Origin of the sequence: Vibrio sp. RE86, from assembly GCF_013114545.1 — a bacterium.
Lineage (GTDB): Bacteria > Pseudomonadota > Gammaproteobacteria > Enterobacterales > Vibrionaceae > Vibrio.
In genome coordinates this window covers 1-20,240 of record NZ_VTXI01000027.1, presented here as the reverse complement: position 1 = coordinate 20,240, position 20,240 = coordinate 1, and the positions used below count along the sequence as shown (strand labels likewise).

Annotated in this window: 19 protein-coding genes; 10 read left to right on the top strand and 9 right to left on the bottom strand. The window is 45.5% G+C overall.

Annotated elements, in window-relative coordinates:
• The first annotated feature begins 16 nt into the window (after positions 1 to 16).
• Together F0231_RS19020 and F0231_RS19015 are read left to right on the top strand one after the other, a co-directional pair.
• Positions 17 to 1,003, top strand: coding sequence for an alpha/beta fold hydrolase (locus F0231_RS19020; protein ID WP_171761270.1), 987 nt, complete (start codon positions 17 to 19; stop codon positions 1,001 to 1,003).
• Between the two features lie 126 nt (positions 1,004 to 1,129).
• Positions 1,130 to 1,951 carry a Cof-type HAD-IIB family hydrolase gene (locus F0231_RS19015; protein ID WP_171761269.1) on the top strand — a complete coding sequence of 274 codons (822 nt, stop codon included), beginning with the start codon at positions 1,130 to 1,132 and terminating at the stop codon, positions 1,949 to 1,951.
• A gap of 49 nt (positions 1,952 to 2,000) precedes the next feature.
• Here the strand turns inward: F0231_RS19015 and F0231_RS19010 are convergent, their stop codons facing one another.
• On the bottom strand, positions 2,001 to 2,471 hold the full coding sequence (locus F0231_RS19010; protein WP_171761268.1) for an EVE domain-containing protein: 471 nt from the start codon (positions 2,469 to 2,471) through the stop codon (positions 2,001 to 2,003).
• 38 nt (positions 2,472 to 2,509) lie between these two features.
• On the opposite strand from F0231_RS19010, the gene F0231_RS19005 reads away from it, so the two are divergent.
• On the top strand, positions 2,510 to 4,042 hold the full coding sequence (locus F0231_RS19005; RefSeq protein ID WP_171761267.1) for a COG3650 family protein: 1,533 nt from the start codon (positions 2,510 to 2,512) through the stop codon (positions 4,040 to 4,042).
• Positions 4,039 to 4,644 carry a DTW domain-containing protein gene (locus F0231_RS19000; RefSeq protein ID WP_171761266.1) on the top strand — a complete coding sequence of 202 codons (606 nt, stop codon included), beginning with the start codon at positions 4,039 to 4,041 and terminating at the stop codon, positions 4,642 to 4,644. The genes F0231_RS19005 and F0231_RS19000 overlap by 4 nt, the downstream gene beginning before the upstream one ends.
• Here the strand turns inward: F0231_RS19000 and F0231_RS18995 are convergent.
• From F0231_RS18995 to F0231_RS18965, 7 genes are all read right to left on the bottom strand, one after another.
• Complete coding sequence (locus F0231_RS18995) at positions 4,641 to 7,106, bottom strand: EAL domain-containing protein (protein WP_171761265.1); 2,466 nt, start codon at positions 7,104 to 7,106, stop codon at positions 4,641 to 4,643. The two genes, F0231_RS19000 and F0231_RS18995, sit on opposite strands and share 4 nt — an antisense overlap.
• 97 nt (positions 7,107 to 7,203) lie before the next feature.
• Positions 7,204 to 7,926, bottom strand: coding sequence for a 5-amino-6-(5-phospho-D-ribitylamino)uracil phosphatase YigB (yigB, locus tag F0231_RS18990; protein WP_171761264.1), 723 nt, complete (start codon positions 7,924 to 7,926; stop codon positions 7,204 to 7,206).
• Positions 7,926 to 8,855 (bottom strand): tyrosine recombinase XerC, encoded by a 930-nt coding sequence (xerC, locus tag F0231_RS18985; RefSeq protein ID WP_171761263.1) that lies wholly within the window; start codon positions 8,853 to 8,855, stop codon positions 7,926 to 7,928. The genes yigB and xerC overlap by 1 nt, the downstream gene beginning before the upstream one ends.
• The gene (locus F0231_RS18980) at positions 8,827 to 9,531 is read right to left on the bottom strand and encodes a DUF484 family protein (RefSeq protein ID WP_171761262.1); all 705 of its coding nucleotides are present in this window, start codon (positions 9,529 to 9,531) and stop codon (positions 8,827 to 8,829) included. Before F0231_RS18980 ends, xerC begins: the two co-directional genes overlap by 29 nt.
• A 162-nt stretch (positions 9,532 to 9,693) precedes the next feature.
• Positions 9,694 to 10,524, bottom strand: coding sequence for a diaminopimelate epimerase (gene dapF / locus F0231_RS18975; RefSeq protein ID WP_171761261.1), 831 nt, complete (start codon positions 10,522 to 10,524; stop codon positions 9,694 to 9,696).
• 10 nt (positions 10,525 to 10,534) lie between these two features.
• Entirely contained in the window at positions 10,535 to 11,788 is a 1,254-nt protein-coding gene (gene lysA / locus F0231_RS18970; protein WP_171761260.1) for a diaminopimelate decarboxylase, read from the bottom strand.
• Between the two features lie 29 nt (positions 11,789 to 11,817).
• On the bottom strand, positions 11,818 to 12,033 hold the full coding sequence (locus tag F0231_RS18965; RefSeq protein ID WP_171761259.1) for a lipoprotein: 216 nt from the start codon (positions 12,031 to 12,033) through the stop codon (positions 11,818 to 11,820).
• Here F0231_RS18965 and cyaY point away from each other — a divergent pair.
• A complete protein-coding gene (gene cyaY / locus F0231_RS18960) occupies positions 12,013 to 12,327 on the top strand; it encodes an iron donor protein CyaY (protein WP_171761258.1) in 315 nt (104 codons plus the stop codon). The two genes, F0231_RS18965 and cyaY, sit on opposite strands and share 21 nt — an antisense overlap.
• Before the next feature lie 59 nt (positions 12,328 to 12,386).
• Here cyaY and F0231_RS18955 read toward each other — a convergent pair whose 3' ends face one another.
• A complete protein-coding gene (locus tag F0231_RS18955) occupies positions 12,387 to 14,915 on the bottom strand; it encodes a class I adenylate cyclase (RefSeq protein WP_171761257.1) in 2,529 nt (842 codons plus the stop codon).
• A gap of 335 nt (positions 14,916 to 15,250) precedes the next feature.
• Here F0231_RS18955 and hemC point away from each other — a divergent pair, with 335 nt between their 5' ends.
• The 5 genes from hemC to F0231_RS18930 all read left to right on the top strand — a co-directional run bounded on the left by hemC (position 15,251) and on the right by F0231_RS18930 (position 19,807).
• Entirely contained in the window at positions 15,251 to 16,189 is a 939-nt protein-coding gene (gene hemC, locus F0231_RS18950; RefSeq protein WP_171761256.1) for a hydroxymethylbilane synthase, read from the top strand.
• A gap of 6 nt (positions 16,190 to 16,195) precedes the next feature.
• A complete protein-coding gene (locus F0231_RS18945) occupies positions 16,196 to 16,939 on the top strand; it encodes a uroporphyrinogen-III synthase (RefSeq protein ID WP_171761255.1) in 744 nt (247 codons plus the stop codon).
• 2 nt (positions 16,940 to 16,941) lie between these two features.
• Entirely contained in the window at positions 16,942 to 18,153 is a 1,212-nt protein-coding gene (locus F0231_RS18940) for a uroporphyrinogen-III C-methyltransferase (protein ID WP_171761254.1), read from the top strand.
• Complete coding sequence (locus F0231_RS18935; RefSeq protein WP_171761253.1) at positions 18,153 to 19,340, top strand: heme biosynthesis protein HemY; 1,188 nt, start codon at positions 18,153 to 18,155, stop codon at positions 19,338 to 19,340. The genes F0231_RS18940 and F0231_RS18935 overlap by 1 nt, the downstream gene beginning before the upstream one ends.
• Before the next feature lie 134 nt (positions 19,341 to 19,474).
• Positions 19,475 to 19,807, top strand: a complete 333-nt coding sequence (locus F0231_RS18930) for a cytochrome c (RefSeq protein WP_171761252.1) — start codon at positions 19,475 to 19,477, stop codon at positions 19,805 to 19,807.
• Positions 19,808 to 20,240: the final 433 nt, after the last annotated feature.

Here is a 20,240-nt window from a genome sequence, read left to right as displayed (position 1 = left end):
CAGGCTCTACTACACCATGAATGATTCCAGCTACCACATTACTCATCCTTATACTCAAGAGTCCGATTTTGAGCAAGCGATCAATGGTAATATTGCTAACTTATGGCGTTCTCGCGAAGAGGGCTATCTAAAGTCCTTTGACAAGACAACGTTGTACTGGATGAAGCTCACCTCACCAGAGCATAACAAAGCTGTGGTTGTGGTGAATGGTAGAATAGAATGCTGCTCGAAATACCAAGAGCTGTTTTACGACCTGTTTCAACAAGGGTATGACGTTTACTCATTTGATCATCGTGGCCAAGGGCTTTCAGAACGCCTAATTGACGACACTGAAATGGGATATGTCGGCGAGTTTGAAGACTACGTAAAAGACCTAGACATAGTAGTGCGACACTTCGACCTAGGCACATACAAAAAGTGCTACCTTTTAGGCCACTCAATGGGTGGCAATATCACCACTCGCTACCTACAAACCCATGATTCCATATTTGATGCAGCCTCTCTTAGTGCACCAATGTATGGAGTGAACCTTCCTTGGCACTTAAAACCCATTGCAACTCTACTTGGTCAAGTGTTAACAGCTGTCTACCCAAAACCAACGTTTGCACCGGGGCAAGCGGCCTACACTGCTAAACCTTTTGAAGGAAATTTTCTAAGCCAAAGTGAAGTTCGTTACCGTTGGTTTCGTGATTGGTATGAAGAGCACCCGGAACTTAAAATTGGTGGTGCTAGCACGCGTTGGGTATGGCAAGGCTTGATGGCTTGTAAGCAATGCCACTTAATGACACGCCACCTCAAAACCCCATTGTTGGTCATGCAAGCTGGCGACGATCAAATTGTGTCAAATCAGGCTCAAGTCCTGTTTATGAAGAAGCTTGCGAAAACCCATAGCCAATGCGCATTTAAAATTATTCACGGCGCCAAACACGAATTGCTGTTTGAACAAGACGAGTACCGCAATCAAGCACTCGAAACCACCTTCGACTTTTTCAATCAGTACTAGGGGCTGTTGACCTAAATAAAATAGGAAATTTAAGAGGGTGATCTTTACCCTCTTTTTCCCCTTTCTGTTCCAGTAAACTACACTCTCTATCCGAATGGCTAATACCGCTGTACATACGAGGGTGATATGACCGACACACGCAAAGAGACTCCTTTTCACATTGTAGCTTCTGACCTTGATGGCACTTTACTGGCGCCAAACCACCAGCTGAGTGATTTTTCAAAACAGACATTGAAAACCCTACACGAAAAAGGCTTTACGTTTATTTTTGCAACGGGTCGTCACCATGTCGATGTGGCAGGCATACGCGAAGTGGCTGGCATTCCTGCGTATATGATCACCTCAAATGGTGCACGAGTTCATGACCAAAATGATCAACTGATGTACAGCAAGAACGTTCCTGAAGAGTTGGTTCAGCCAGTGATCGATGTGATCCGCCAAGATCCAGAGATTTTTATCCACATGTACCAGAATGACGATTGGTTACTAGATAGAGAAGATAAAACGCTAGCTGAATTTCATGAAGATTTTAGCTACAAACGTTTCAAAGCGGATGCCGCTCCTGTCGAGGGCATCGCCAAAGTGTTCTTCACTCATCCAGAGCATGATCACGAACACCTTGCTGAGTTTGAACGACAACTTAAAGAGAAGTTCGGTGACAAACTCAATGTCGCTTTCTCAACGCCTTGGTGTCTAGAAGTGATGGCCGCTGAAGTATCAAAAGGTCATGCGTTAGAAGCAGTTGCCAAATCAATGAAGCTCGGTCTTGAGAACTGTATCGCTTTTGGTGATGGTATGAATGATGCTGAAATGCTAGCAATGGCGGGTAAAGGCCTTGTTATGGGCACCTCTCACCATAAAGTAAAAGAGGCACTACCAAACAATGAGGTGATTGGCAGTAACGCAGAAGATGCCGTGGCGCACTACCTGCAAGATCACTTGCTTTAATCTCATCTCCAATAACAAAACAGGCAGCTTAATCGCTGCCTGTTTTATTTCATCGTTGGCTTGGCAACTTCTCTTTGCCTAAAATCGCCGACCACTCATCCTCACTCACTGGCATAATCGAGAGTCGATTACCTCGTTTGACTAATGGCATGTTCTCCAGTTCAGGCATGGATTTTAGCACTGACAATGGAATCAAACGCTCCGTCTTACGCACGAAATCAATGTCTACCATCATCCAACGCGGGTTGTCTGGTGTCGACTTAGGATCGTAATAGTCGCTTTGTGGATCAAAAGCAAAATGATCTGGGTATGACTCTTTAATCACCTTAGCAATACCTGCCACACCCACTTTCTTACAAGATGAATGATAGATCAGTACTAAGTCGCCCTCTTTCACCTCATCTCGCATCATGTTTCGTGCTTGGTAGTTACGAACGCCTTCCCAGCACGACGTCTTTTGTGTGCGAAGCGTGTCAATAGAGAAGGTGTCAGGTTCAGTTTTAAATAACCAATATGCCATAATAAGATCCGCCAGTTTCTGAATAGGGAAGATATAGCATGAAGGCGCTTCGAAACCCAGTCGCTCTGATAACATTACTTACATTACAAGCGTGTTCAGCATCCGCTCCAACCACAAATCAACCCGTCACTGATGCTCCGCTTGCTAGCCTTGATAAACCAAGCAGCGTGAATCCGCAAACTTTCATCCTACGTGGTGAAATTGTATTGGGTCATGAAGTGCGCTCGATTACGCCATGTGGTAGCCAACAACAATACTGGCTTGACCTACCTGATGATCGCTTCCAACAAGCGATGGCATTGGTTCGTTCTCCTTATGCGCCTCTTTATGGTGAAGTGGTTGGTCACCTAGAAACAGGGCAAGCCGATGGATTCGTTGCCGATTATGCGGCGCGCTTTGTGGTCGACTCCATCAATCTCATCACCGCAGAAAACCCGAAACGCTGCGACCAACCGAGCAAGCCTACCCGTGCATTTGGCACCGAACCATTCTGGTCAGTCAGTTTTGACAATGACCAACTTGTATTTCAAAAAATGGGCGAAGAAAAGCAAGAACTGACACTCAATAGCAGCCGTATCGAATCCGATAGGCGTCGATACCAGTTTGATGGTGGTTCACTTGAGCTTAATCAGCGCAGCTGTGTTGATGGCATGAGCGATTCTTTATACGGTTGGAGTGCAACTTTGCTGCTCAACGGACAAGACTACCAAGGGTGTGCCACACTATCGAATCAAGATGCGACCCAAGAGTGGGCAGGGTTTTATCAAGCTACATCAACGTCATCGAGTAACTTTACCGTCTCATTGCAGATGAACCCAGACCACAGTGCGACAACGACTTACCAATACGACAATGGTGATTCTGATTCTGTTGAACGTGGCTACTGGCAACAACTCAGCCCAAACCAAGTGCAAGTGGTCATGACTCACCACCAGCAACAGCCTCTACTCTCGGAGCGTCTGTTCACTCAGGATGGTTACCAACTCAATGCCACCAAAGAAAAAGTAGGCAATATCGTTTATCCCATTGCTGACGCTGGTTTAACTCTGTTTAAATCTCAATATGTCGAGCAAGCTCAAGAGCAAGCAAGAACGCTTAATCCAAATTCGATACCTTCAACAGCCGAATTCAACCCTAAAGTCGATAAGGCACTGCGTCACTACTTTAAGATCAACAAAAGCGACCCAACTGGCACTCGCTACCGCTGGTTAACCTACGACCTCAATGGTGATGGTCAAGAGGAACTGATCACTCAACTGGATTGGTGTGGCTCAGGTGGGTGTACACTACTGATTTTTGAAAATCATCAACAAGAGTGGCGCTTCAACAGCCGCATAACCTTGGTAAATACTCCGATCAATCTAGGGATCAGCGAGCAACAAGGTTGGCAAGATCTGGTGCTGTTTGTGAGCGGCGGCGGCGCGGTCCCGAATCAGCATATCTTGCGCTACGATGGCGTTAGCTACCCGTTGAACCCAAGCACTGCCCCTGTTGCCAACTACGATGAGATTAGCCAAGTTCAGCTCTTTTCTGATGGTTTAACACCACACCAAGAAGGCATTCGTCTGTGAGTGAGTCTTTACAACCTTGCCCTCGTTGTCAGCTAAAACACCAATGCCTATGTGACACCCTGCCTTTACTGGATGTCCCAACTCACATTGCGTTATTGATGCACGAAAATGAGCTATCACGGGAGACTAATACCGGTCAATGGCTGCTCAAAAGCATTCACTCAAGCAGTTCACATGTTTGGCAACGTAAAGCGCCCTGCCCAGAGCTGCTTGCACTGCTAAAAAGCGAGCTCTACCAGCCCTTTCTACTTTTTCCAAGTGAAGAGAGCCAGCCTGTTGAAACGGCTTACCAAAATGCGCAAAGCAGCGATAAAACGCCGCTGTTCATCATTTTGGATGGCACCTGGCAGGAAGCGAAAAAGATGCTGCGTAAAAGTGATTGGTTGGCAGAGATTCCTCATGCACATATTTCGCCAACTGAGGCATCACGCTATCAGCTACGACGAAATCAACAAGCAGGGCATCTATGTACTTTGGAGGTCGGTTGTGAAGTGCTCTTTGCGATTGGCGAGCAGCGAAAAGCCCAGCAATTGCTAGGCTTTTTTGAAAGGTACATGCAGGCGTTTAAAGCAGACAAAAGTGGCCACGCACTAAAAGGTTAAAATAGGCGTGTTGGCTCTGCGAGGTAAAAACCTTGTAAGTAGTCAACACCCAAGTCTTCAGCAATTCGGCACACCTCTTTATTGTGAACAAACTCGGCAATCGTCTTAGCGTTTAACACTTGGCACAACTTCACCAGCTGACCGGTGATTTGACGCTGCTTAGCATCTTGGTCAATGGTTTTTATCAGACTGCCATCAAGCTTGATGATATCAGGCTCCAGTCGAATAATTTCATCGATGTTTGAGTAGCCCGAGCCGAAATCATCCACCAGCAACCTCACACCCATTTTCTTGAAATGACCGCAAATCTCTGCCATGCGATCAAAGTCTTTGATCTGCTCAGACTCCAGTACCTCAATCCCTAAACGGTAAGGATCATTCATTTTGGAGATAGACTCTTCAAGCAAATACAGCGTCTTGTCACTGAGCATATCTTGCGGTGATAAATTGATCGAAAACGACTCTTCACGATTGGCCATATAGTTCATCGTCGAAGAGATCATGTAGCGGCTCAAGCGCGTGTATAAATGCGTTCCTTCGATAATAGGCAAGAAGCGCCCCGGTGAAATGATAGTGCCTTCATCTTCAATTCGAACTAGGCACTCTTGCGATCGTTGCTCTCGCGTATTAGCAGCGAAAATCGGCTGGCTGTAGGTGATGATTCGCTTACGCAAGATCGCTCGACTGACAACGCCCATAAGCTCAATCTTGTCTAGCTGTTGCTCTATCGTCATCGAACAGTCTCGAGCATTGAAGAAGTGCGTATTGCGCTCTTTACCTGTGCGCCTTGCGTCTATCGATTTAAGCAGCAATTCATCACCTTCAATACCAGGAAAGTCTGAAGAACTCGCAATTCCCCCCGTTATCGACACCGAGAGATAATCCACATCAGGCAGACCATAAGGCTCAAAATTAATCCGCTCCATTTGGTCGGCAAAGGCTGAAAACTCTTGTTGGATACGATGACTCGGTACTTCTGCGGAGAAGACAATCGCCCACTCTGCCGTGCCGATGTAGTAAAGGTGCTTAACAAACTCATTACCACGACGCTGAGAAAGACGCTCAACAAAATGATCACTCAAGTCACGGATCAGTTCATCGGCCACCTGATAGCCATACTTCTCGTTCACCTGATGGAAATTAGACAACTTTATGGTGATGACATGCTCACACTCTTTGAGAGTCTTTAAACGCTCTTGTAAAGCCACACGGTTTTTCAGCCCAGTGTGTTTATCAAGGCGATAACTCTCAAGTAATCTTTCGGTTTGTTTGGCAAGTTTTTTCTCCATACCTAGCCGAGAGTTATTGAGCTCATCAATCGAGTAGCGAATAAGATTAAAAAGAGGCGAGATAGGAACGCTATCATCCTCCTCAACACTAATCGGTGTCCTAAGTTCTGGTGACTCACTTAACGCCAGGTAAGTCATACTGTGGTGGAGCGTCTCTTGCTCCTGGCCACGATACAGCTCTCCCATACAGTAGCTGCCCGTTGCATTATCAAAGCAATCAAATAGCTTTATTTCACTCACCCCTTCGAGAAACTCTAGCCGAGACTCACAGTTATAAATAAACACGGATTCAGGGTTACTACGCGCCAGTTGGCTTACATCGTGACGGACTTGCTCCAAGGTTAAAGAAGGGTGGTTGTAGCAAATTCGAACTTCGTCACCTAAATGTACAGGGTTATCCAATCGGATACTGCCATCTGGGTAGATCTCTCGCAGACTGCTCACTTGCCCACTGCCATTTTTAAGCGGGAAACTGTACATCTGTTCTAACGCAATCGGCCTATCAGCCGACAATCGCTGCTGATAGATAGAATAAGTCGGTTGATAATCGAGACTTTTTAAAATGCTTCCTTGAGTTTCAGTAACCCTCAACGTGCCACCAATCGGCGTCCATTCTGAAAATGCATTGCGGTAAACCGTCAAATCTTTACCGCTTAACACAGTAAGCACCGCATGGTCTTGATAAGTTTTATCACCAAGGAGCACCCACTCCCTTCGGCCTACTACGGTTGCCGCTAATCCACCACTGATTGGGATGTCGAGCGCTTGTCCCAAGAGTTGATACAAGCCATTGGTATAAGGCGCGAAGCTAATGATAGCTTTAGCCTCAGGACCAACCTGTAGGTCCTGTTGAACGCTCTCAATATTCTGAGATGAAATACCATCAAGCAAAACCGAACAAGTTGTTATCGCGGTAGATTCAAAGCTTGAAACCGAGACTAGCGTCCCTTCATGGTGGATTTGGCCTTCAAAAATAGCATGGCGTGTACTCTGACCAAGGATATGCGCATTGGGAAGACACTCTAATAGTAGCTTCGCGTAATCTGTTACTGCCTTTTCAGGTTCGGTCGAAAGAATCTGAATAAGGTGGGATGGTGCATTTTTATCTGGAAGATCCAGTAAAAAATCGTGCAGTTGCTGAGGGTGAGTAACCAGAGCAGAGTAGGTGCGCATGTTATTAGCCTGAGACGAGGAAAATACAATCTAATAATTTCCCATACCGTAAACGATGTGCACCCATATGAAAAGAGTTGATTTAGTATGGTGTTATTTACTTCTCACTCAATACCAATAAATCATGCAAACGATTTACTTCAACATCGGGTAACAAGCGCGCCTTTTTACACTGATAGATATCCATACCCTGATCGTTAAACCAACACGCTTGCAAGCCACTAAGCTTTGCACCTTGAACATCAGAAATTAGGTGATCCCCTACATGAAGAACGTTTTCAGCGGGAATATCAAGAAATGACACCGCTTTATCAAACATCTGACCATGCGGCTTAGCAAAACCATCAGGCCCAGCTTTCAGAACCAACTGAAAGTATTGCGACAAGCCAATCTTCTCAACATCCACATTACCATTGGTAATCGCAACCAAAGGCATACGCTTAGAAAGTTCCGCCATCACTTTATGTGCTTGCTCTGGAACGGTGAAGTCACTGCGTAAACGTAAGACTTCTGCAATCGCATCCTTCGCGGCCTGTTTTGCTTCTTCAGGCTGGTAGCCTAATATCAGCAAACCTTGCTCAATCTGGGTGTAACGCCATAGCGTCACATCATTGGTCAACCAACTGTCTTCTCGCGCAAGGCGAAGTTTGAGTTCATGCCACCAGCTTAGTGGCTTAGTCGCGGAAACTGGGTGGTGCGTATGGAGCCATTTGACCATTTGCATCTCAACTTGACGGATAATCGGTCGATTATCATAAAGCGTATCGTCTAGGTCGAAGGTCATCGCTTTGATTGGTGCTAACTGACGAAAGTAGCGCATTATTCACGGCCTCGCTTTTTCGCTCTTGGGTGAGCCTGATCGTACACTTCCGCTAAGTGCTGAAAGTCTAAGTGAGTATAAATTTGAGTGGTCGAAATATTCTCGTGCCCAAGTAACTCTTGTACCGCACGCAGATTGTTGCTGGATTCAAGCATATGTGTCGCGAAAGAGTGACGAAGTTTATGCGGGCTAACATGGCTTGCCGTACCTTGCTTCTGACCCCATTCAGCCATACGCTTTTGCACATTACGGTGAGAAATTCGGCTACCTAACTTAGAAACAAACAACGCAGGTTCGCCTGCTTGTGCCAAACCACCTCGCAATTTAAGCCATTTACCAACCCACTCTGCCGCCATCCCGGCAAACGGGACTTTACGCTCTTTATCACCTTTACCGACAACTCGAATTTCACCCGATGAAAGGCTGACATCTTTGACGTTAATACTCACCAATTCAGCTAAACGCAAACCAGCACCGTACATCAATTCCATCATGGCACGATCGCGCACTGACAATGGGTCATCTTCGTTCACTTCAAGCAGTTGCCCCACCTCATCAACATCGAGGTTTTTAGGCAGTGGACGTTGTTTACGTGGAGCTGATACCCCTTTAGCAGGGTTGGCACTCAGCTCACCACGCAACATTAAAAAATCAAAGAAACTGCGCAAAGAAGAGAGCCGCGTTGCCAAACTGCTTGCTTTCATTCCCTCACGCATACCTTTACTCGCTAGCTGGCGCACCCATCCAGCATCCACTTGCTGCCACTCTTTTAGGCCGAGTTGAGCAAGGTGATGCGCCATGGTTTCCAGTTGCTGTTTGTAGTTACGCTGAGTATGTAAGCTCAGCCCCTTTTCACTTCTCAAATATTCATAGAAGCGTTCAAGAGGCTGCTGTAGTCCGCTAGGCAGTGGTGCTACTGATTCGCTCATGGTGTTCATTCTGCCAAGGAAGGGAGTCGATAAGGTGAGATAACACTAACGCCAAGTGTCGAAGGAATAAGGTATCCATGTGCGGTTGAAAATGTCCACCATCGCTGCTCGAAAAGACCAAGATACCTTGCAATGATTGCTTATGCAGAGGCAAAACAACGTATGACCCCATCTCAGGCGCTCGTGACTTATCACCAAACAACAGCTCGCGATCCACTTTACGCATGCGGCCTAGATAAGCACTCTTACCATTGAGGTGGTTGGTAGAAAAGCGCTGGTAATTCTCTTTGTTCAGTGAGTAGTAGCTCGATTCACTGTCAAGTAGACGGACGTAAGCAACCAAACCCAGCGCTTTCGCCTTCTCTTCAATCGCTTTCACCACAGACAGTAACGTGTCACAGCCTAAGATTTGCTCTTGCAGATCCATAAATTCATGGAACGTCTGGTCATTACTCTTCGCCAGTGACATTAACGTTGTGATCTCTTCTTCCAACTCTTCAATGCGTTGGCGTTGACGATTCATTTGGACATGAACCAATGAAACCGCACCTTGCTCTTGGTGAGGCAGTGCCAAACGCTCAACTAAGTCGCGACGTTCAATAAAAAAGTCAGGATTATCACGCAGGTATTCCGCTACAACTTCGGCTGTGAGCGCATCTGCTTCGATATGAGACACGTTATTTCCTTTTGTTATTCTCTACCCAAATAGTTGGGGTTTCAGCTAGGCGACAAGTCGACTCTCCCCTATCAGCATAGGTGTTCTATGTGATTAGGGTGGCCGGCCTTCTGGAGGATTGCCGCAGTCAACAACGCTGAGACTTCAAATGTGCAGGGTATATTAACAGGTTAGTTGACCATCAAATACATGAGTAGCCGGCCCTGTCATATAAAGTGGCTTGCCAGGACCTTGCCATTGAATATTCAACGATCCACCAGGCAGGTTCACTTTGACTTGCTCATCGAGTAGGCCTTGAACAATGCCCACCGCAACAGCACCACATGCACCACTACCACAAGCTTGAGTTTCACCCGCACCACGTTCATAGACGCGTAAGTTCACTTCACCACGATCAAGCACCTGCATAAAGCCTGCGTTAACTCGTTCAGGGAAACGTTCATGAGATTCTAACAATGGCCCTAATATGTCGACATCAGCCGTCGCGACATCATCGACAACGGTCACTACATGAGGGTTGCCCATGCTGACCGCACCACAGAAAAGGGTTTTATCTTCGGCGCGCAAAATATACGTTTTTTCAGGCTGCTTTGCTTTGAACGGAATCTTATTTGGTTCAAATTCAGGTACACCCATGTTCACCGTTACTTGATCATCTTCTTCGATGTTCAAGACCATTTTGCCTTTTTTCGTACTGACACCAATGCTGTATTTATTGGTTAGCCCTTTCATTCGCACAAAACGGGCAAAACAGCGCGCACCGTTGCCACACTGTTCAACTTCACTGCCATCGGCATTAAAAATACGGTAGTGGAAATCGGTTTCAGGATCGTAAGGTGCTTCAACCACCAACAACTGGTCAAAACCGATGCCAGTGTGACGATCCGCCAAACGGCGGATCAAGTCTGGGGAAAAGAATATGTTTTGAGTAATGCAGTCAACGACCATAAAGTCATTACCCAAACCGTGCATTTTAGAAAAATGGAAATGCATAGGACTTCAATTACTCCGGAAGTACGTTTTCAAGTGCCCACAAGCTAGAAAGCTCTTCTCGCTGGCGCACTAAATGGGCTTGTTCACCATCAACCATCACTTCTGCCGCACGAACACGAGTGTTGTAGTTCGAAGACATCACGAAGCCATAAGCACCTGCTGAGCGAACCGCCAGAAGATCATTCTCTTCAAGCACTAGCGCACGGTCTTTGCCAAGGAAGTCACCCGTCTCACAAATAGGGCCAACCAAGTCGTAAGTCACTGCTTCGCCTTCACGTGGTACAACAGGAACAATATCTTGCCATGCTTGGTAAAGCGCAGGACGCATCAAGTCATTCATCGCTGCATCAATAATGGCGAAGTTCTTGTGCTCAGTGTGTTTTAGGAACTCTACTTGAGTCACCAGAATACCGGCGTTTGCTGCAATCGCACGGCCAGGTTCGAAGATAAGCTCAAGATCTTTATGATTTTCTAAACGGCCAAGCAGTGCTTTCGCATAGTCAGAAGGCTGTGGAGGTAATTCATCGCGATAAACCACACCCAGACCACCACCAACATCAAGGTGCTCAATGTTCACGCCTTGTGTTTTTAGGTCATCAATCAAAGCAAGGAGACGATCTGTCGCGTCGATAAATGGTTCGATGTCCGTCAACTGAGAACCAATATGGCAGTCGATACCTTTAATATCGAGATGCTCTAGGCTTTGTGCAAATTTGTACACAGCTGGCGCTCGATCAAAGGCAATACCAAATTTGTTATCGCGCAGACCAGTAGAAATATAAGGGTGCGTGTTGGCATCAACATCAGGGTTAATTCGCAGTGAGATCGGCGCTTTGACACCAAGTTCACCGGCAACTTTGTTCAGTCGCTCTAGCTCTGGTTCAGATTCAACATTAAAGCACTTAATACCAAGCTCTAGGGCGCGCTTCATTTCAGCAGCGGTTTTACCCACACCAGAGAAAACGACTTTCGCAGCATCACCACCTGCGGCAATCACTCGTTCAAGTTCACCACCAGAAACAATATCAAAGCCTGAGCCCAAGCGAGCCAGTGCATTCAATACGCCTATATTGGAGTTCGCCTTCACGGCATAACAAACTAGATGAGGGTGTTCACCAACCGACTTATCAAACGCATTCCAATGGCGTTCTAAGGTTGCACGAGAGTATACGTAAAGCGGAGTACCAAATTGCTGAGCGAGCTGTGTTACTGCGACATCTTCAGCCCAAAGCTGGCCATCGTCCTGATAGTTGAAATAATCCAAAGTTCTTTCCCTTATATTCTGATTCTATTTTATTGCGAAGGTTGCTCGTTCTGCTGAGCATCTTCAGGCATGTAAAGAGGTCCAGTTTGACCACAGCCAGCTAAGCCAAGAAGCGAAAAGATAAATAGTGCTAAGATTGATTTTTTCATCGGTTGTATCGTGATTATTCTTTCAATGCCCCCTATAATCGCACCACACTCAAGAAAAGCAATAGGATAGATTGGATGAACGATACTGAATTTCATCAGTTAGTAGATGTTCAAATGCAAATCATCGAGGAAATGATTGATGATTCAGGAGCGGACATCGACTACGAAACCTCTGGCAACGTTATGACGTTAGAGTTTGAAGACCGTAGTCAAATCATTATCAACCGCCAAGAGCCAATGAAAGAGATCTGGCTAGCATCGAAGTCAGGCGGCTTTCACTTCTCGCTCATCAATGATCAATGGACGTGCTCTAAGACTCAAATGGAGCTAATCGCAATGGTTAAGCAAGAGTGTGAAAAGCATTGTGATGAAGAGATTGAGTGGGAATAAACACCACATAGATTGATACAAAAAAGAGCACCTATCATGGTGCTCTTTTGTATTGTTTGTTAAGCGTTGACTATCTTATTTGGCCTGGCGTAACTCGCTCCATCATTACGGTATGGAACGATATAAGGCTCATCATCTTCTGGACGAACAATTTGATAGTACTGAGGCAGGTTGAAGTTAATCAACTTCGATGACAATGGGTTTTCATCTTTCACAGAAGTATAAAAGCTGTTTACAGAAGCAATCATCTCATCTTTTTCACCTTTAAATTGGTGATAGACCTCGACGCGATTTGATTCATCAAGAACATAGATATTGAATCCTTGTTCACTGTCCTCAAAGAAGAACTGAATCAGACCTTCACTCGCAAAACCATCGACAATTTCTGGCAACTGGTAGTCCTGCTCTTTATCAAGCATCAGAAGCGGTGAGCCTTTAAGCTTATTGGTCGAGATGCTGCGATAGAAATCGACCGAGTTCTCTAGCATCTGAACCGAAACGCCACGGCGCTCGAAGAACAGACCATACGTTTGCTGTGCAATACGCAAAGCTTTAAAGCGACGACGTTTTTCTTGCTCAACCGGCTTTAAGCGCAAATCAATACACTCTGCCAGCAGCTGGTAAACCATATTACGCATCACACCGCGTAAGTTTTTGCTATAGCAGAACACATCCACTGACTCTGGCGGAATCGCATCTTGGTGCATTTTACCCAATACAGTTTTCAGCGCGTCTAACATCGCTGTCTCGCCTTTAAAGTGCAAAGTACGCACTTCGTGCCATGAGTTGCGATAAACCAAATCCACACTACCTACTAAGCACTTCTGCTCAGGACCAAAACTGAAAATATCAGTACTTTTGGGATCCAGTTTCAGCGACTTACCACTCAGCTCTGACGTTGGGTCATTTTCAAAGTTGATGAACATCGCCAGTTGGCTGATCTCACAAGGGCTCGCCAAGGCTTGCATCGAAGGACGACGCTTACGCAGTGAGAAGGTATTACGCAGATCGCTTACCATTTGGTAGAACTTATCGATATCCAAATGTGCATCACGAATTACCGAGTGAAGGCGAGTCGACTCAGTAATCAAACCGTTAAAGAAAGACCACGCGACCAACTTACTTAAATACTCATTGTGCTCTAATGGGGCTTGCCCAAGAATACGGTGTGGAGTTAGTGGCTGCTTATAGAGATACCAACCTGATTTGTTCGTACGACCCGGACGAACCTCAATAAAGGTCAAATCCGACTCATGCAAATCTGGTGAAATCTGCGGGTTCAGCAATGTCACTTTACCAGGCAGCACCTCAAACGCGGCATAAAGCTTACGCGCAAGAATGCTGATGTCTTGTGGGCTGATAGCCGACGTAATGTCATTGCGACGCGCGAATTGAATAAGATTACGGTAGCTTTGCATCAAAGCATCAAGTAATGCATGGTGCACTACTTTCACTTGCTCGACTTTCCAGTTACGACGGTCATCAAGTTCAGCCACCACTGAATCTGGCCAGCCCCACTTTTTCACCATATCGTTCATCGCTTCACGACGCCAAGCAACTGAGCCAGCACTTGGTTCACGAGAAAGCTTTTCATGAGTCTTAAGGTAGAAACAGCGACGTACTAGATCTAAACGCGTGGTATCACCAATTCGCTCTAGATAACGCGTTACCTTCTCTAACATCAGGTAATACGCATCCATCCCATACAGATCAGGCTCATGTGCAAAGAAACGGCGTTTAGTGTCTAAGCTAAGAAGTTGAGTGTTCGGGTACTCCCACGAATAGGCTTCCAATAGAATCGCTTTCAGTACCGATTTGTATGGCGAGTCGATACTCTTGTAAAGCTGCCATAAATTCGAACCAAAATACTCTTCTGCAGGAATACGATTCAACTGGCCAAAGTCGATCCACTTTGAACAGTCAATGTATCCTTTACTGCAAAGGTCGGTCACATATTCGTCGTAGCACTCTTCCATTTCTGGTGGAACGATTTGCCACAAAAGACGCTGCCCCGCCAAGCGAACAGCACTGCGATAGAACTCATCAAGGAGAAGAAGGTGTTGAGAAGAGCCACAGTTATCACCTGTCATCTCTTCTGAGTGGTTTGAGCGAAAACGCTCCTCATCCATTAAGAAGAAGTTCGCTTCCACCCCCTGAGTTTGCGCCCAGTCGGTAATCAGCAAACATTTGTTGGTGAGGCTTTCTCGCTCATTGCCACCCATTGTCGGCGACACACACACCCAAATATCGAGATCGCTTGAGGTGCTTTGGCCGATTGAGGAAGTACTCCCCATGGTATAGAGGCCTAGAATAGACGGAGTCTCTGAAGTATTTAAAGGCTGACCAATGGTTAATTGGGTATCTTCGACAAACTGCTGCTGAACATCATTCAGATCAAAATCACAAATACCAAAAGGTACCTGCGCATCATAATAGCCAGGCATAACTGGATGATTAAAGTGAAGCAGAGTTGGAATAAGATGAAATACACGCTGACTCGCCAAATCCATAAGCGCCAGCGCACGTTCAATACGTTGCTGGTTGAGGTTATCAAGTCTTTTAGTTAGCGTCTTGGTGTAAGCCTGCAAGAGAGCTTCCTTGGTTCATATCCTAGATAGCGCTTTGAATACTAATTGTTCTAAAGCACCAACAAAACGTGATCAATCTAACACTTTTATCTGATTTGGTAAAGAAATGTACGATCGATTCGACACAATTTTGCCCACCTGAAATTGTCGCTCTTAGTGTGGTACGTAACTCTTATTAATAATAATAGCCTATTTTACAAACGAGAGATCAATCACACTCTTTTAATGATTTTATGCTACTCAACATCAAAGATGAGTTCGATTGGATAACCAATAATGCTTTTTTAACCGACAGTGGTAGGATTAGCTCATTATTTAGTTTTCAGTAGAACGTTATGACTCAAACAACTCCTATTCGTATTGCAACGCGCAAAAGCCCCCTCGCTCTTTGGCAAGCTCACTTCGTCAAAGACGCACTTAAAGCCGCACACCCTGGTTTAGAAGTTGAACTGGTTACTATGGTGACAAAGGGCGATATCATCCTAGATACACCATTAGCAAAAGTCGGCGGTAAAGGCTTATTCGTTAAGGAACTTGAAGTCGCTATGCTAGAAGGTCGTGCAGACCTTGCTGTTCACTCAATGAAAGACGTACCAGTAGATTTCCCTGAAGGTCTAGGCTTGGTGACCATTTGTGAACGAGAAGACCCTCGCGATGCCTTTGTGTCTAACACCTACAACAATATTGATGAGCTGCCACACGGTGCGGTCGTCGGCACTTGTAGCCTACGTCGTCAATGTCAGTTAAAAGAGTACCGACCTGACCTAGTTATTAAGGAACTTCGTGGCAACGTCGGAACACGTCTTGGTAAGCTAGATGACGGTCAATACGATGCGATTATCCTTGCAGCTGCAGGACTTAAACGTTTAGAACTAGAGGAACGCATCAAGAGCTTTATCGAGCCGGAACAATCACTGCCAGCGGTTGGTCAAGGTGCTGTCGGCATTGAGTGCCGTCTAGATGATGAACGCTTGATAAAACTGCTTGAGCCACTAAACCACAAAGAAACCGCCGACCGTGTCCTATGTGAGCGCGCAATGAACCTGACGCTAGAGGGCGGTTGTCAGGTACCAATCGGTAGCTACTCTCTGATCGATGGTGACAACATTTGGCTACGAGCTTTAGTTGGTGAACCTGACGGTTCTAAAATTGTCCGTGGTGAAATCCGTGGTTCTCGCAGCGACGCCGAGAAACTGGGCGTTGAGTTGGCCAACCAACTGCTTGATAATGGCGCGAAAAAGATTCTAACTAAGCTCTACGCTGATCACGAGTAACTCAGCATGGCAGTACTGGTCACTAGGCCGGGAAAGCAAGGCCTTTCATTATGCCAGCAACTTTCAGAGATCGGAGTAACGAGTTACCACCATCCTCTGATTGAAATCCAATCTGGAGAGCAACTCTCTGGGTTGGAGCATGACCTCTCCTCATTCGATATTATTATTGCAGTCAGCCAACATGCTGTCAGTCAAACTCAACGTTATCTTACTCAAACGTGTCAAACTTGGCCGTCAAATCCTGTCTATCTTGCCGTCGGTCAAAAAACTGCATATGTTTTAAGCAAAGCTACTCAACAAAAAGTACACTACCCAGAGATTGGCGACAGTGAGCACCTCCTTGAACTCAAACAACTTCAAGACGTCTCTAAAAAGAGAATACTGATTTTGCGTGGTAATGGCGGTAGAGAACTTATCTTCGATACGCTATTAAATCGCAATGCGAAGGTGGAATATCGAGAAGTGTACAAACGAGAAAACCTAGCTTTCCGCTCAGATTTTCTTGTGCCTTTCTGGCAAGATAAACAAATAACCCAATTAGTCATAACCAGTTCAGGTCAGCTCAGCTATTTTATTTCGCAGTTAAGTGAAGCTCAAAAGGACTGGTTACTTACGCTCCATCTTTATGTACCTAGCGAGCGTATTGCACAAGAAGCACGAGATATCGGTTTTGAGGTTGTCACCAATACCGTCAGTGCCTCAAACCACGTTTTATTGGCTGCTCTCCAGTCAAGTTCAACAGGACAATAGTAATGACAAGTAAAAATAACAAAGACAACATTGCCCCTGACCAAGAGAAACAGAAGGCAGAAGACGTAACAACCAAAGATGAACAAACTCAGACAGTAGAGAAAGAATCAGACGGGGCGCTTAAAACAGAAGAAAAAGAGCCTGCAGTAAAGCCCAATGAAAAAGCACCAGAGTTTGAAGAGAAACAAGGTAAGCGCGGTGTCAAACTAGGCGCAGTAGCCATTATTATCTCATTCCTTGTCGGTGGCGGACTCACGCTAAAAATGGAACAACAAAGTTCTGAGTATCAAGCCCAAATTAATGCGCTTCAAGCGCAACTAAAACAGACACAAACACAAGTCAAATCTGAGCTTGAATCTACGCAACAACAAGCGATCGCCAAAGCGACTGAAGTAACTCACCGTGCTGAAACCGTCTTAGCCCAGCAGCAAAAGAGCATTGAAAGCCTGCAGGTCGCAATGGCCGATGTAAAAGGTCGTCGACCAAATGATTGGCTACTAGCGGAAGCTGACTATTTGGTGAAACTGGCAGGCCGTAAACTGTTTCTAGAACATGACGCAGCTAGCGCAACCAAACTAATGGAAAGTGCAGACCAGCGTATCGCCGCTCTCAATGACCCAAGTTTAGTACCTCTGCGTAAGTCGATGGCAAACGACATTACCAAACTAAAGAGCGTGCCGCTGATCGATCGTGAAGGCTTAGTACTACGAATCACCGCACTGCAGCAACAAGTTGATAAGCTTCCGCTTGCGAACGCGCTATTGCCAGAAGCAGAACAGGTTGAAAAGCAAGTCGTGTCTCAAGATGTGAATGACTGGCAGAATAACTTAATGACCTCTCTTAAAGATTTTTCAGAGAACTTCATCACTTTCCGAACTCGCGATGGCAATGTCATTCCGTTACTGTCGCCACAACAGCATTTCTATTTGAAAGAGAACATTAAAGCGAAACTCGAAACAGCGATCAAAGCGGTCTATGTAGAGCAGCAAGATATCTATAGCACAGCTTTAAGGACAGCTGATAAATGGGCGGTCACCTTCTTCAACCAAGATTCCAACGAAGTGAAAGAATTCCACAAAGCTCTCGATCTGCTTAGTAAGCAAAATGTACAAGTTGACTACCCAGTTAAGCTTGAGACCCAACAAGAGCTCGCTGATGTGATTCGAGATCGCCTTCGCCGTGAGGTTACAACCTTAGTAACGGAGGAGAAATAATGTTCCGACTGATTTTCCTATTCGTTGTTTTGGGACTCGGCTTATTTGCAGGAACCCAATACGCTGGCCAACAAGGTTATGTACTGATCTCAGTTGCTAACAAAACGATTGAGATGAGTGTAACGACACTAGTTATCTTTGTTATTGCTGCACTAGCGGCTTTGTTTGGCCTTGAGTACCTAATTAAAAGAGCGCTTTATGCTAGTTCGGCGACATGGAACTGGTTTAGCGTACGTAAAATGCGCCGTTCTCGTCGTTACACCAACGAAGGTATCATTAAGCTGCTTGAGGGAGACTTCAAGCTAGCAGAGAAGAAAGTAACTCGATGGGCAAACCACCACGATATGCCTTTGCTATGTTATCTCGTCGCCTCTGAAGCTGCTCAAGGACAAGGGAATGCCGAACAAAGAGATCGCTACCTAGAACTTGCTGGGCAACAAGACAACGCACAACTCGCGGTAGAATTAACTCGCGCTAAGCAACAGATCCGAGAAGCAGAATACAACTCAGCCTTTGATACTCTGTCGACTCTAAAAAGCAGTTACCCAAATAACGCTATTGTATTAAATCTCTTAAAGCAGGTTTATATCGAACTTCAGCTATGGCAACCACTTCTCGATTTGCTGCCTAAACTCACCAAACATAAAATCGTTAGCAAAGAGGAAGTTGAGCCATTAACGCAACGAGCTCAATGCGGTCTGCTACGTGGTGTTGCGGCACAAAAAGGCAGTGAAGGTCTTATCGCACATTGGAATGCTTTACCACGTAAAGAGAAAGCTAATACACATCTCATCGAATGTTTTGCAAAACAGCTGATCGCTCGCCAATCAGACAATGAAGCATTCACTTTGATAAAGGAAACCTTAAAAAAACATCCTAACTCAGAACTGTATGCGCTTTTACCAGAACTGAAGCTGGCGGATAGCCACCCTGCGGTCACCTTCTTAGAAGGCGTACTACGCAAAGATGGTAATAATGCCGATGCTCATAGCGCTTTAGCTCAGTTCTATTTACGTGAAGAAAAATGGTCGGATGCTCAAGGGCATTTTGAAAAAGCACTCTCCGTTCGTTCTAACATTTCAGACTATGGCTATCTATCTGATGCTTTAGAGAAGCAGAATTTAACCAAAGCAGCTCACGAAGTATCGAAGAAAGCACTGACATTAGTAAACGAACCAAGCGCTTAAACAAACCTTCCATTCTAAAAGCCACCTTTATTGGTGGCTTTTTTGTGTCTGAAGAAAAGTAACAATTCTGTTCATCTAGCATTAATAGCGCACGGAGTACTATTGCAGCATCAGAAATAAATAGGACTAAGCGTATGAAAGCGGCCGCTCTACTTTCTCTATCTATCGTATCTCTAAGCTTTGCAATACAGGCTAAACCGATTGATATAGATAAAGGAGAAATTAACTACAAAACACTTTGTATGTCTTGTCATGGTGAAAAAGGACATGGTGATGGAGTAGTAGGAAAGACATTGCCTGAAGCACCATCAGACATCAATGCAGGGCTCAATTCCTGGTTTGAAAGCGAAGCTGAACTGATCGATACGGTTTTAAACGGTAATGAAGGAATGCCTGCTTGGGGAGCTGTGCTCACCGAAAATGATGTGAAAGATATCTTCGCCTATATCCAAAAAGTAAACCTATGAGAAATCGAGGCGTATTAGTTGCATGTAGATGTGACTTTGTAGTAACTGATGATAATAAAGCCTGCTGCTAGAACAATGGGCTTTAAGGCTACCAGACTCCAGAAACGCAGAAAGCCTAGTCTTGCGACTAGGCTTTCTAAATAAATGGCTGACGTCTAGGGTTGCAGTCAACGGGCAAACCTTTCGTGGGACTCGTTGGTCGCAGACCAACTTAATATCGCACATACGAAAAAGCCCTAACATTTCTGTTAGGGCTTTGTCTAAAATAAGTGGCGGACGGCCGGGCTTGCGCTCAAGCGGGACTCGTTCCCTGAAAGGGAAATCACTTCGCTTTAAAACGACAAAACCCAGTCCTAAGACTGGGTTTTTAAATAAGTGGCGGAGCGGACGGGACTCGAACCCGCGACCCCCGGCGTGACAGGCCGGTATTCTA